Source organism: Devosia riboflavina, assembly GCF_000743575.1.
GTDB lineage: Bacteria > Pseudomonadota > Alphaproteobacteria > Rhizobiales > Devosiaceae > Devosia > Devosia riboflavina.
This window is the reverse complement of sequence record NZ_JQGC01000018.1, coordinates 1-13,193: the sequence shown is the minus strand read 5'-3', so window position 1 is coordinate 13,193 and position 13,193 is coordinate 1. Positions and strand designations below refer to the sequence as shown.

Sequence of the window (13,193 nt, the reverse complement as noted above, 5' to 3'; positions counted from 1 at the left end):
GCCACATCGTTGGTGGCCACTGCTCCCACGATTACATCATGTTCATTATTTAGGTCTCCCAGAGGAAGGGGCGCCGACCGGGCCGGCGCCGTGCATTATGCCTTGAGGGGATGACGACGATCGGTCAGCGGAAAGCCAACGCGCTGACCTGAAAACTGAGACGTGTAGATCGCCAGGATCATCTCCAGCGCCTTGCGCGCATCGCGCCCATTGCAAAGCGGCTCCCGATTCTCCTCGATCGACTTTACCAGATCAGCGATAGCCAACCGGTTGCCGCGGGTGGGTGGGTGGCCAGTTGGCAATGCAGGCGAACCAGGCACGATCGGTTCGGGCGGAACGTCGAGCAATTTCCATTCCCCGCCCTCTTCGGGCACCACGTTGGAATAAGTCACGCTGATGCGGCTGGCGGATTCAAAATCCATGAAGAACCGCATGGCGATCGTTCCCTTGGTGCCTACAAGCACAAAACCCCAGCGATCTCCGCGGACATGCTGGTTGCGGACGCTGACGAAGTGCCCAACCACACCGTTGTCGAAGCCATAAAGACCCAAGACGGAGTCGCCTGCCACGAGGCCGTTTAGTTCCTTGGGCTGCCAGGCATCGGCCTTGGTGATTTCGCGGCCGTCCTGCGTGACTCGTCCGACCACCCATTGCGGCTCGCCAGCGAACCAGCGCATCAGGTCCGTCATATGCACACCCAGCACCACGGCATCCTCGCCGCCGCCGCGATGGTCTTCCTTCCCGCGCGCATGCATACTGAGCAATGTGCCGATGTCGCCGTTGTCGAGCATACGCTTGGCGGTGAGGAACGGCTCGATGTACCGGCTCTGGTGGGCAACGGCGATCTTCACACCGGCGTTGTCGCAGGCCTCAATGATTGCATCAGCTTCTTCAAGGTCAGTAGCGAGCGGCTTGTCGCAATAGATGTTGCTGCCAGCCTGGGCGGCCGCGATACACATCTCGGCATGCTGGGCAGCCTCGCGCGGCGAGACACTAACAATGTCGAGCTTCTCGACCGCAAGCATTTCGCGATAGTCGGAATAGCCGCGCTGCGCCCCTGAATCCACGACAGCCTTGTTGCGTCCGGCTTCGTCCGGATCGGCAATGGCGATCATTTCCGTCATCGGCAGATGCTGATAGGCCAGATGCATTTCATGGCCATAGTCGCCCCGGCCAGTGTGCCCGATGGCGCCGGCACGGTAGATTTTCTGCGTCGTCAAGTCCGCTCTCCTTATAGGGACAGAAGGGCCAGGTCCGGCCAAGGGCGATTCACCCGTCCGTGGCAGGGAGGGGGACCTGGTGCGTGGGAAGACGCGCCCCTTCCGCTCGGCACGACAGTGTCGGCCGATCTCTGGTCGCCACAGCCAGCACTGGTGCCGGCCACAAGCAGTGTTCGATATCCTCTTAAGTACCCGGCATCGCTGTATTTTCTTCGGTGCAGACCGGGTTGTTGAGGTCAAACTAGGATTTGCAGATATTCCTGTCCAATGAGAAACTTCGAAGAAGCAATAACCTATGGTTATAAGAACTTGGGTTAGCCAAAGCAAAAAGACCGGCATCCTTTCGGACGCCGGTCTGCAGGGTGTTTGAGTGTTGCTGGTTCAGGCGCGACTGAGCAGGTCAGTGACTTCGTTTACCAATTGTTCCGCAGCCGCTTCGGGCGTTGACATGCCGAAACCCACTTCCTGACCGAGTCGGAGCAGAACCTTCTCGGCCTCGCCAGCGCCCTTTGGCGGCAGGGGCGGCAGTTCGCCCAGCACGGTACCGTCCAGGCTCGAGATGTAGTCCAGCATGGCGCGATCGAGGTCATTGAGCTGGGGGGCAATCGCGTCGCGAACCTTGGCCGAAACCGGTACACCGCGCTCCAGCCCCATAATCGCCGTAGCCTCGGGGGTCGTCAGCAGGAAGTTCAGGTATTCGACACTCTGTGCCACCTTGTCCGAACCGGCGCCAATCGAAAACAGCATGGACGGCTTGAGGTATTGTCCCGGCTTCGGATCGGTCTCCAAAACTGGCAACGGCACGAGCGTCAATGGCTCTTGGTTGAGCGACTGGAAACCGGCCAGATTGCTGGAGAAGGCGTAATTCAATGCAGCCTGTCCGGTATTGACCAGCCCGGTCTCGAAGGTGTCGAGGTCGAGCGCCACCACATCGGCCGGAGGGATGGCGCGGCGCTCGCGCAGATCCTGCCAGTAGGCAAACCAGTCGACGATGTCGGCCGCTGCGTAGCCGAGCGCGCCATCCGCACTATAAAGCGCCTTGCCACGCTGCCGCAGCCAGACTTCAAGCACAGGCTCACGCCCACTACCGTCGCTAGCGCCATACATCCCATCGCGCGTGGTTTTCTCTGTCAGCGCTTGAGCATTGTCGCCAAACTGCTGCCAGGTCATACCGGGATGCGGCGCCTCTATGCCCGCCTCCTCGTAGACAGCAGCATTGAGCATCAATGCACTCGAATTAACGCCCGTGGGAATGGCGTAGAGCGTATCACCCATCTTGCCGCCACCAAGGCCGATGCCGAAGTCAGCGATATCGAGACCATTGCCGACGAACTCGTCGAGTGGCAGCAGCACATCACGACCGCCATACTCAGCGAGGTAGCGGTAGTCCATGTTGATGACGTCGGGAGCGTTGCCGCCAGCAACTTGGGTTGCGAGGCGCGGCCAGTAGTCGCCGAACGGGGCGGATTCGCCGATCACGGCAATATCGGGATGGCCCTGTTCGAACAGGGTATTGATATCCTGCTGCATCTTGCTGCGCCGCTCTGTGCCCCACCAAAACATTCGCAGCTCGATCTGCTGCGCCAAGACGGGCCGGCTCAGGGCAGTAGCGGTGGCCAGGGTCGCAGCGCCCAGCACAAATTGGCGTCGTCCAAGACGAAGTGTCACGCTTTCCTCCATGAAAGCCTCAGTTGATCTGCCGTTTTTTTGTTGTGCAGTTCCTGAGGTTGACAGGATGCTAGACAGCATGAGCATGCGCGTCTAATGAGATTCTCCTACCAAACGATTACCTTAGGTTATCGATGTTCGACACGCGCTACCACCTTGCCATGGCTCGGCTACGCTTCCGCCAATTGCAACTCATCTCGGTTCTGGGCCGTACGCACAACCTCAACGCTGCGGCGAGGCAGTTGGTTATGACCCAGCCCGCGGCCACCAAGATGCTGCAGGAAGTCGAAGACATCATCGGTTCGAACCTGTTCGAGCGCCTGCCCCGTGGCATGCGACCAACCGAAGCGGGTAACCTGGCGGTCGAGTATTCCCATCGCGCCATCGACGAAGCTATCCGCTTTCTGGACGATGCGCGGGTTCTGCGCGAGGGCGGCCAGGGCGTGTTGCAGGTGGGCTCGATCATGAGTGCCGCCCGCAGCGTCGTTCCCACCGCGATAGCAGCAATGAAAGCCGCCCGGCCGATGCTCACCATCCGCCTGATGACCGGCACCAGCGACCAGTTGGTCGTCGCTCTTCTGCAGCACCGCATCAATCTGGTCATCGGCCAGCGCTCGGAGACGACGTCTTATGCGACCAATTTCCACCCGCTGGCCAGCGAGGCGCTGACCGTTTTCGTCAGCCCGGACAACCCGCTCGCCTTCGCTGGAGGGGACATCGAACGCATGCTGGATACACCCTGGGTGCTGCAGCCCATAACGAGCCCGCTTCGTCTGGCCATGGAACGCTATTTCGACGGCATCGGCCGCCACCCCGGCAATATCGTCGAAACAACGTCGGTCTACGCCACCATAGAACTGGTGCGCCAGAACGGCATGGTGTCGGTCTTGGCCAACGACATCGTTGCGCCAGAAGTCGGGAGCGGCCGCATCGTGGGACTGCCACTTGAGATTCACTCCGAACGGATCCAATACGGCATCATCACAAGGGCCGACGAGGAAGTGGACGCGATTACCGCGCAATTCTCGACGATCCTGAAGAACCTGCCGCTTACGCCTTAGGGCCGAGAGGATGCTCGCGGTCCACCAGGGGGAACGGAATGCGCCGGCCGCTGAAATGAGACAGGTAGATACCGTGGGCCATTTCGATACTCCAGCGACCGTCTTTCCCGCTGGCTTTGGGCGCATGCCCTGCCTTGGCGGCCGTAAGCAAGTCCCATGCCGCCAGCCGATTGCCCCGTAGCGGCGGATAGTTTGAGGCGATTGAGGCCGAGCCGGGCACGACTGGCTCCGACGGCACCGCGATATCCTCGAAGGGCCCTGCCTCTTCAGGCGCCACTCGGGCCTTGCTGATGCGCAGCCGCGAAGGATTAGCGAAGTCGTTGAACATTCGTAGCGAGAGCACGCCCGCCGTGCCATGCAGTGTCAGCCCCCAACGTTCACTCCATCTGTGCAGATCGCGCTGCGTGACGAGATGGCCCATCACGCCGTTGCTGAAACCATACACTGCTGTGACGCTATCTCCCGCTACCAGCCCGTTGCGATCCTCAGCCACATAAGCATCGTCCGGTGCGATGGGCCGTCCGTCGACGGTGATCGAACCGAACACCCAGGCCGGATCTCCGGCGAACATGCGCATCAAGTCGGTGATGTGGACGCCACAACACATGACGTCCTCCATGCCGCCACGTCGATCTTCCTTGACGCGGCCGTGCATTGACAGAAGCGTTCCGATCTCGCCTTCGGCGACGAGGCGCAACGCGGTAGCGAACGGTTCAAGGTAGCGGCTCTGGTGGGCCACTGCGATCTGCACACCACTGCGTTCCGCGGCCGCGATGAGCCGATCGGCAGTGGCGACATCCGGCGTAAAGGGCTTGTCCACCAGCACATGGCAACCGGCCTCAATCGCTGCCATGATTTGCGCTTCATGCAGTTCTGCATGGCGGGAGCAGATCGCGACGACATTGAGGTTCTCGGACTTCAGCATCTCCGCAAAGCTCGAATAGGCGCGCAGGGCCCCAGCCTGTGCCAAACCCATGGCTCTACCAAACTCAGTGGCGTCAGCGACCGCAACCACCTCTACGCCCGGAAGATGTTGAAACGGCAGATGCAAGTCGTGACTATTCTCGAAAGCCACATATTCGCCAGCCCCATCCAGATGCCCGGTATCCCCGATAATTCCCGCTCGAACTCGTTCATCCATAGCCGCCTCCTACCGCTCCCCACCATCAAGCACGAGCGAACAAAGCCCTCTAATGAGTTTTAGGAACGTGGCGATAGATGGAGGTAATCGTTTCTTGCGGCGCGTTCCCGCGCGACAGAAGCAGGCGGGGCGAAGCAACTGTGCGCCCTATTCCAGACTTTAGGAACGTGGCACATACACCGCTTTTAACTATGAACCGAGTGTCTAGTCAGACTTTGCCAGGTGCGGAGAAAGCATCAGGTCGCCCTGCGCCCCATTCCTACCGGGCGGCGAGCTGACGCGCTTTCTAGAGCGGACAGTAGGGCTGCAGCCGACAGGCAGAAGCCGGAACTTCTCAAAAGAGCTGTCCGCATGTAATATAGGGAACCATTTCCATTGCCAGCCGCTGGGCTTCTTTGAAGGAGGCCCGCAATGACTAACAAAACGCCAAAAGACGTAGAGTCCGGCAGCGACGCAGACACGACACCCGTCCCGCCCGTAGGCAAGATGCCACCCAACCCGAACGACCAGCAGAAGCCTGCGCCCGAAGAAACCAGTGATGGTGAGCAGCAGGACGACAACATCGACGACAAGGGGAACAAGGTTGGCGGCGGCCGCCAAGAGCAGCCGACGTGAGCGAATTTTAGTCCACACATCCCACCCACAAGTGTGTCCGTCGACGGCCAGCCACGACCCACTTAGGTCGTTTGGTGAGCTTTCGCGAATTTCTAAGGCGGGCATGGTGCGTCAACAGCAGGTGACGTCCTTGGGAACACCGGATGCGCTCTTGAGCTTTGGCCCGCCGATGACGGACGTCACACTCCGGTTGTTTGTTCAGCTCGACCATATTGACTGGGTGGCAAGCCGGTAAATTTGGAGAAGGCCACGCTGAACGCGCTGGCCGATCCGTACCCGACGCGTCTCGCGATTTCCTTGATGCCGCCGTCACGGCGCCGCAGCATATCCTTGGCCAGAGCCATGCGCCACGAAAGCAGATACTCCATCGGGGCCATGCCTGTCTGCTTCTGAAACCGATCGAAGAACACGGACCGGGACATGGTCGCGGCCTTCGCCAACTCGTCCACGGTCCATATCCTTGAAGGCGCCTCATGGATAAGGCGGATGACGGGACCAAGTTGCCTGTCCGCCAAGCCACGCAGCAGCCCCGGGGTTTCAAGGCCGGCGGCATCGGAACGCAGCGCTTCTATCAGAAGCAATTGGAGGAGGCGCTCGAGCACGATGCCTTTGGCGGCCCGCTCCGCCTTCGCCTCCTCGCGGATCATCCGAACAAGGTTAGTGAGCCGCGCTTGACCACGGATAAGCAACAGGCAAGGCAGCAGCGCGAAAACCAGCGTTGTGTCAGGCGTTCCAAAAGCCAGGCGACCGATCAGGACACGCATATTGGCCTGCCCTGATGGATCACCGTGACGCGTTTCTTCCCCGAGCTTCGTGACCCGCAACGGATCTTCGCCATAGTCCGGCGCGTCATCGCTGGACATGGTGAAGGTATAGGCCGCGGGGATGAGGACGAAGTCATCCGTTTCCAGGCGGATATCGGGCTGGCCATTAATGGACAGCCTGGCCACCCCTTCGAGAATGACCGCGAAGAACGGACTGCCATCTCCGGCGCCGTCAACTCGCCAATGGCCGGACCCACTCGCCATCTTGGAGAAGGGCAAACTTGGCTGCAGCATGGATACGATTTCGGCCAGCGGGTCGATCATTCGGACGATCTCTAACGCAAACAGGATCTTGCATTATAGAAGGTCCGATCTTGGCGGTCCACATAAGCGTCTTATCCACGCAAAGGACATTCCATGAAAACCGTTCTCATCACCGGCTGCTCCTCCGGCTTTGGTCTCGACACCGCTAGGCACTTCCTCGAGCAAGGCTGGAAGGTCGTGGCCACCATGCGGTCACCCAAGCCAGAGCTTTTGCCGGCATCCGATAACCTGGTCCTGCTGCCCCTCGACGTCACCAATGACGAAAGCGTTCATGACGCCGTCGGGGCCGCCGGTCCAATCGACGTATTGGTCAACAATGCCGGCATCGGTTGGCTCAATGCGCTTGAGGGAACGCCGATCGACGTTGCCCGGTCGATCTTCGAGACCAATACCATCGGCACCATGCGCATGGTCCGTGCTGTCCTGCCGCAGTTCCGCGAGCGCAAGGCGGGGCTCATCATCAACGTAACGTCGAGCGTGACCATGAAGCCGCTGCCCCTGCTGTCAGTCTATACAGCCAGCAAGGCTGCAGTGAACGCCTTCACGGAATCCCTCGCACTCGAACTGGCCCCATTGGGGATTGCGGTAAAAATCGTCCTCCCTGGCGCGGCCCCCGATACAAGCTTCGGTAGCAACGCGATGGCCTTGCTGACCGCCAATGGCGGCTTCCCCGAAGCCTATTCGGATTTCGCCAATAGCGTTGTCTCAGCCATGCGCACGCCGGGTGCGCCCAAGACGCTGTCGTCGGATGTCGTTGATGCCATCTGGCGAGCGGCGACCGATCCGTCCGCGCCGATGCGTATCCCTGCCGGTGCTGACGCGCTTGCCTTGGAAGACTAGAAGAAGCGTCCCTGGCGCGGTCGCTACAGACCGCGCCAGGGACTTGAACTGTTAGGCAGACGGATGGGAAGTTTAGCCGACCATCCGGATGGCTCCCTCGCCGTATAGCCTGCACCTTGCACGACGGAATCGCGCCCCATTCCTGCCGTTCAGGTGGCTTTTGGCGACATCCCAAAAGATGGTGTATCGCGGCGGCTGTGGCGCGATCTGAGATCGGAAGGCTGCAGCCCCTTGCCCATCTCGGGATGACGCCTCGTCGTCACCGGTTGGGTGGGATCGACTATGATGGCGGAATCTCGAAGTCCGGCGACACCATGCTTCGCACGATGCTGTACGAGGCAGCACAGGTCCTGCTCAAGCAGAGCGGTAAGTGGTCGTGGTTGAAGGCCTGGGGCATGCGGGTGGCGCAGCGCAGAGGCTTGCGCCGTGCCACTGTCGCCGTGGCCCGCCGCCTGGCGGTAATCCTGCACCGGATGTGGACCGACGGGACCGACTTTCGCTGGGGTAGTGAACCCGCCGCCGCGGCCGCCTGATTGCCGATCTACAGGAGCATTAGCGGTTCTGCCTCGGCAGGAAAGAGGTTCTCACGGGGACGAAGGTGGCGTGAGATCGTACTGGCAGCAGCCCTGCCCACTCGGTAAGGGCGCCCAAAAGATTGGTCCACTCCGCCTTTCTTACCCCATCATGGGGCAGCCAAAGCGCCGACCCCGATGAGAAGCGCGAGCCCCGTGCGGCACGACCTCATGCCAAGCAGCAACGGCTGATTTCTAACGCGTGCCGTTCGTCGGCGTTCTTCCAGGTCTGGCTTGCCACCTCTCAGCGGCAGACGACGACGTTCGGCCCTTGACACAAACCGCGATAGCGAAGCTGCCAGTCGGTGAAGTCGCTGACACGTCAATGACGGAATCTAGAGGCACCCGGCTGCCACTCGCGCAAGGGCCCAAGACACTCTAGCGGTCGGCAGAGTCGGTTAGAACTGGTCGATCCGCGGGAAGCCGACCCGCTCTGCCAGCTGGTTAGTCGTTTTGAGATGCTCGGCTGTCGTTTGCCCGAATTCGAGGCACCACAGGAGCTGGTAGTATGGGCGACGGTCCATGTAACCGGGAAGTTCCGGCTCAAGTCCCCTATACGACGCAACGAAGCTCGGATCCGTCATGCCGTCCCACAACTCCATGCGTGCAAAATCGCTTTCCGTTGGCCCGCTCCATGCCTTGTCAAAATCCAGGATGGCGGAGACGACGGTAGGCTGATCTGGATCGAAAAGGATGTTGAAGCCATGCAGGTCGTCATGGGTAATCCCCGGGTTAATGACGTTGTCCCAAAGATGGCCGTGACGGTGAAGCAGTTCGATAAACTGGTCGCGCAGGTCATCACGCTGAATGATCCTGCTGGCGTGACTTTCTAGAGCGCCCAGGGCTGCCGTTGCCTCCGGGTTTGTAAATGGCCCGAACTTTTCTCGCGTTGGCGCGTGCAAGCGGCCGACGATTTCTCCCAGATGACCGAGTGCCTGCCGTCTCTCGGCTTCATTCAGCCGCCACCGTCGAGAGAACCATTCCTCGCCGCGCAGTTCGGTCTGAACGCTGTAGCGGAGCGGTACATTGCTCATGCTGTCGTCCGCAGCGAGCATCTCTGACATAGGAATCGCCGTCAGACGCCGAATGAGGTCGTGTTTAGCCTTTGCATCAGTAAATGACGGTACCGCAGCCAACTGCGTTGCGAGCTTAACAACGAGCCGATCGCCTTTGGTGGTTTCAGCCGTGACCACCCAATGTTCCGCCCCCTTGCTCAAGGGCTTCCAATGCCGCAGATGCCCGCCGACCGCATTCGACACCGCGTATTTAAGGGCATCCTCGAAGCCTGCGGGAAAAGACTGGGTCATGATAGCCTCATGTCCGCAATGCGTCGAACAGCGGGAGGCTAATCAGGGCAGCGCACGCGATCAGACCAAAGCAGATCCAGCGGAACGTCTGTTCGCTGGCGAGTCCGAAGAACCGAGATCCAGCCAGCACGCCAAGCCCGTACGAAGGACCTGCGACCAGTGCGAGGGTGATAACCTGAACCGTCAAGAGGCCGGCGAAGAGGTATGACACCGTCGAGATCACGGTGGAAATGGCGAAATAGAGTACAAGGTTCGCGCGTACCACCGAAGCGGGCATAGCGCCGCCAAGCCAGTAGGCGACCACCGGTGGCCCCGACATTTGCGCTGCTCCGCCAAACAATCCGGCGACACCACCGACACCCACGCCGAGATGTGTTTTCGGAGGTCCCGCGTATCGCTTTCCCGAGATCAGGAAGAGGAGGAGCAGCAGCACAATTGCGCTGATGATCCAGCGTACCGTCAATGAGGGAGCCAAAGCAAGAAGCGCTGTTCCTGCCGGTACGCCGACGAGGGCGCCGGCTACTACCGTAAAGACCTCGCGCCTGTTCGCGTGCCGCCAGGCATTTGGCACCATGCCGATCGTCATCAACCCATCAATGACCAGCAACAGCGCGGAGGCCACCTTGGGCCCTGCGATCGAGCTCGCCAAAGGGACGAAGATCAGGGCGCCGCCAAATCCAGAAAAGCCTCTCGCCAGTCCTGCGACGACGGCCGCGAGGCATACGATTGCAAGGTCGGAGAACGGAACGTCGAGGAGGATAGGCTGGGTGAACATTTCGTGCAGCATGCCCGATTGCTGGCATTGAAGCGGAGTGAAAGAGAACAGATACGATGCGGGTGGTGCAAAGCTCCTTTCGGTCGTGACCTAATGCCCCCCGATAGCCTAGTGCAATCCTGAGAGGCGAGCTGGTGGCAGATAGGCCGGCTTCGGTGCTTGCGTTGTTGTTAGACGCTCCGCAACCCAGCCCTCAAGTGTTGGCCCCAAGTCGATCAAGAGCCATCCACCATCCCGGTCCAGGACCTTCAACGACGTACCGAGAGGGAGGGCCGTGATGAGTGGGCCCGACGGGTTCGGTGTGTGACGGACATTGAGCGAAGCAACATTCACAAACCGGGGTTTGGTCAACGGCTCAGATACCGAGGATGACGGAGACGTATTGATTGACGATGACGCTGGCTGTGCACCGGTAATCCGGCCGCTTCTGTCGTTTCCGACGATGCCGAAATGATAAATGCCAAATGCCACGAGCCCGAGGGCCAGCCAACCTGCGGCGTTTGATTTTTGCTTCTTTCTGGCCATTGGTCCGCACCCCCAAAGCCTCCAGTTTGGATCAAAGCGCCTTAACGGATGACGAATGGCCGCCTATCGGCCAATTGCGAGCAGAATTGGCGAGGGCCGGGACGCCTATGGGCCCCTGCGACCAAATGATTTCCGGTCCCGCCCGGTCGAAAGGCTTGATACTGGTGACGAACAATCTCAGCGCGTTTGTGCGCGTGCCTCGTCTGCCGGTCAAAGACTGGGCGTAGCCATCTGCCAGGGCGTCCCTGCCCCGCTGGAGTGCAAATCCGGAACCAACGCTCAGTCGACCCGGACCAACCTTGCGCCGAATTCAAGACATCGGAACGCCAAGCCATCGGGTCGATCTCGGCTTCAAGCATTATCACACATTCCCCGGCGAAGGGGCCGTTGTGCGATGGAAGAGCTATTATCGCCCCCCGGCATAGGGACCGTAGTGCGATAGGGAAGAGGCATTATCGCACATCCCCCGGCGTAGAGGCCGTTGTGCGATAGGGAAGAGGCGTTATCGAACATTATCCCAACCACCTAGCAAACGGGGATACAATACAGAAGGCTCGGGAGGCCTGGGAATATTCGACCACACAGAATGTAGGGCGCCAATCGCCCCCAGCATCGTCGTTCCGGAGTGCTGTCGGGATAAGCTGAACTTCCTAGTCGCGTTGCTTTAGAACCGTATCACAGGGTAGATGGGCTCATGACCTACTCAGTACGAGACATCCCGTTTTCTGCCCTCTTGGCCACGCACGTACTGCCCCTCTCCGCCCCCGAAGCGAGCAGTATCTTTTTATTGCCACGGCCTACATAAGCATGAGGCTGATATTGCCGTGTGCACTGGAAACCATTCATCGCGCAACCGTCTTGATGCCGCCAATAGCGCTGCTGCTTCCAACAATCGCCTACGTAGTAAGAGAAGGATCGTTAAATGCGTCGCTGGGCTAATCTTTCGTGCCATTGCTCGCAATTTGGCCGCAGGCGATGGCCAATTGCAGTCATGGCGCTTTGCGGTAAGGCGGGTACCTATGCCAAGGCAGTGAATGAAGTGCCCGCAACCGGTACAAACCGCGCTGGAGCCTCGGTCGCAAATCTAATTCACTTCCGCCATGACGCCTCTACAGTCGAGCACCCTCAAATGTACACTGGCGCCCTCAGGACCTTCTTAGCTTCATCCTTATCCGGACAGCCCCTAACTTCACAACAGCGGCAATCCAAATGACAGAGAGCCCCCCAACATCTGCATAACGACATTGCCGACTTTGCGGCCAGCGCGAGCACAGCAGGGTTGATAGCAAATGCCCTTCTAATACCGGCACCCATAGTTGAGTTACGGCATATGGCACAGGGCCGCGTGAGTTCTCGCTTGTTGACTTTGCTCAGTACGTTGACTTGTGGATTCGTTGTAAGGGGTCTCACAGATGGGTTGCTTGGGACTCTTAGCGCTGCGTGTGGATTGCCATCCTTCGCATTGCGTGAAGATACCGATGAAACCAGCACCCACTACAAACAACCGCCAGTAAATAGAGAACTAAAATTCAACCACACAGAACCGAATTAATTCAGAAATATGTATAATGGAATTGCAAGCACAGCAAAGGAGCGCCAGACAATGAATTACTATCATCAATGGGCCAAAAATTAGATGCTCAACAATGTCAAAAATTTTGTACAAATAATATTAATTAGTAAACACAGCAATATGATGGAAATTGCCATAATTTCTGCAATTGCGATTTCATCATATTTTCTTGGCGCGTTCATATTTAATAGATATATTGATACAGCGCAATTTTATCAACAATATTTCTATTTGCCACTTCACTATGCGTGTACCGGTGAATTTAGTTCATTTGAATTCAATCAAGCGGCTCAGGATTTTTTCTTATCACCTCGCGCTACATTCACGGACTGCGCTAAACTCGCAGAGACGCCTACAAAACTATGGAACGGATTTGACGGTGGTGCGATATTTCTGCTCGCCCTCTCCGGCCTACTTTGGCGCTTTTTAGGAATTGCCTGGACGAATTTAGCTCCCATCGCGGGGTTGCTGACGGCAATTCTAGCGGTTAGTGCTTACTTACTTTTCCGTGTCTTCTGTAGATCCTCCGTTATTGCTACGGCAGCTGCGGTTGCCTTCACTCTTCATACAAGTGTTTCGACCCAAGTACCGCACCTGCGCGACTTCTCCAAGGCGCCATTTATTGTAGCCGCATTGGCACTTATTGCTGCTGCAGTTTTCAAGCAATTTAGGCTACCTGGAATTGCCGCGCTGGCGACCTCTGCAGGAGCGATGGTCGCGATCGGGCAGGGATTTCGGCCCGACATTATTGCAATTCTTCCCATTGTTCCCCGTCAGCGCCCATGGCACAGATTCAGGGTTGAGCTTT

The 13,193-nt window shown here is 58.7% G+C and carries 11 protein-coding genes and 1 pseudogene; 5 read left to right on the top strand and 7 right to left on the bottom strand.

The annotated features are described in order from the left end of the window. Positions 1 to 95: 95 nt before the first annotated feature. Together JP75_RS17880 and JP75_RS17875 are read right to left on the bottom strand one after the other, a co-directional pair. Positions 96 to 1,220, bottom strand: a complete 1,125-nt coding sequence (locus JP75_RS17880; protein ID WP_051960881.1) for a Gfo/Idh/MocA family protein — start codon at positions 1,218 to 1,220, stop codon at positions 96 to 98. A 381-nt stretch (positions 1,221 to 1,601) separates the two neighbouring features. Beyond that, positions 1,602 to 2,888, bottom strand: a complete 1,287-nt coding sequence (locus JP75_RS17875; RefSeq protein WP_035085685.1) for an ABC transporter substrate-binding protein — start codon at positions 2,886 to 2,888, stop codon at positions 1,602 to 1,604. Between the two features lie 134 nt (positions 2,889 to 3,022). On the opposite strand from JP75_RS17875, the gene JP75_RS17870 reads away from it, so the two are divergent. Further along, positions 3,023 to 3,949: a LysR family transcriptional regulator gene (locus tag JP75_RS17870; protein ID WP_035085683.1), complete on the top strand. Its 927-nt coding sequence runs from the start codon at positions 3,023 to 3,025 to the stop codon at positions 3,947 to 3,949. Here the strand turns inward: JP75_RS17870 and JP75_RS17865 are convergent. After that, on the bottom strand, positions 3,939 to 5,090 hold the full coding sequence (locus JP75_RS17865; protein ID WP_084587775.1) for a Gfo/Idh/MocA family protein: 1,152 nt from the start codon (positions 5,088 to 5,090) through the stop codon (positions 3,939 to 3,941). The two genes, JP75_RS17870 and JP75_RS17865, sit on opposite strands and share 11 nt — an antisense overlap. A gap of 411 nt (positions 5,091 to 5,501) precedes the next feature. On the opposite strand from JP75_RS17865, the gene JP75_RS17860 reads away from it, so the two are divergent. Continuing rightward, positions 5,502 to 5,705 carry a hypothetical protein gene (locus JP75_RS17860; protein WP_035085680.1) on the top strand — a complete coding sequence of 68 codons (204 nt, stop codon included), beginning with the start codon at positions 5,502 to 5,504 and terminating at the stop codon, positions 5,703 to 5,705. Positions 5,706 to 5,884: 179 nt separating this feature from the next. Here the strand turns inward: JP75_RS17860 and JP75_RS17855 are convergent, their stop codons facing one another. Further along, positions 5,885 to 6,793 (bottom strand): AraC family transcriptional regulator, encoded by a 909-nt coding sequence (locus tag JP75_RS17855; protein ID WP_035085678.1) that lies wholly within the window; start codon positions 6,791 to 6,793, stop codon positions 5,885 to 5,887. A 93-nt stretch (positions 6,794 to 6,886) separates the two neighbouring features. On the opposite strand from JP75_RS17855, the gene JP75_RS17850 reads away from it, so the two are divergent. Continuing rightward, entirely contained in the window at positions 6,887 to 7,633 is a 747-nt protein-coding gene (locus tag JP75_RS17850) for an SDR family oxidoreductase (protein ID WP_035085676.1), read from the top strand. 233 nt (positions 7,634 to 7,866) lie between these two features. Next, positions 7,867 to 8,166 (top strand): annotated as a pseudogene (locus JP75_RS17845) (transposase); the annotation flags it as partial. A gap of 437 nt (positions 8,167 to 8,603) precedes the next feature. Here the strand turns inward: JP75_RS17845 and JP75_RS17840 are convergent. From JP75_RS17840 to JP75_RS27400, 3 genes are all read right to left on the bottom strand, one after another. Next, a complete protein-coding gene (locus tag JP75_RS17840; protein WP_035085675.1) occupies positions 8,604 to 9,512 on the bottom strand; it encodes a phosphotransferase family protein in 909 nt (302 codons plus the stop codon). Between the two features lie 7 nt (positions 9,513 to 9,519). After that, positions 9,520 to 10,299: a sulfite exporter TauE/SafE family protein gene (locus tag JP75_RS17835; RefSeq protein WP_035085674.1), complete on the bottom strand. Its 780-nt coding sequence runs from the start codon at positions 10,297 to 10,299 to the stop codon at positions 9,520 to 9,522. A gap of 96 nt (positions 10,300 to 10,395) precedes the next feature. Beyond that, positions 10,396 to 10,812, bottom strand: coding sequence for an SH3 domain-containing protein (locus JP75_RS27400; RefSeq protein ID WP_084587774.1), 417 nt, complete (start codon positions 10,810 to 10,812; stop codon positions 10,396 to 10,398). Between the two features lie 1,636 nt (positions 10,813 to 12,448). On the opposite strand from JP75_RS27400, the gene JP75_RS17830 reads away from it, so the two are divergent. Further along, the coding region (locus JP75_RS17830; RefSeq protein WP_035085673.1) for a hypothetical protein at positions 12,449 to 13,193 on the top strand (745 nt) is incomplete at its 3' end.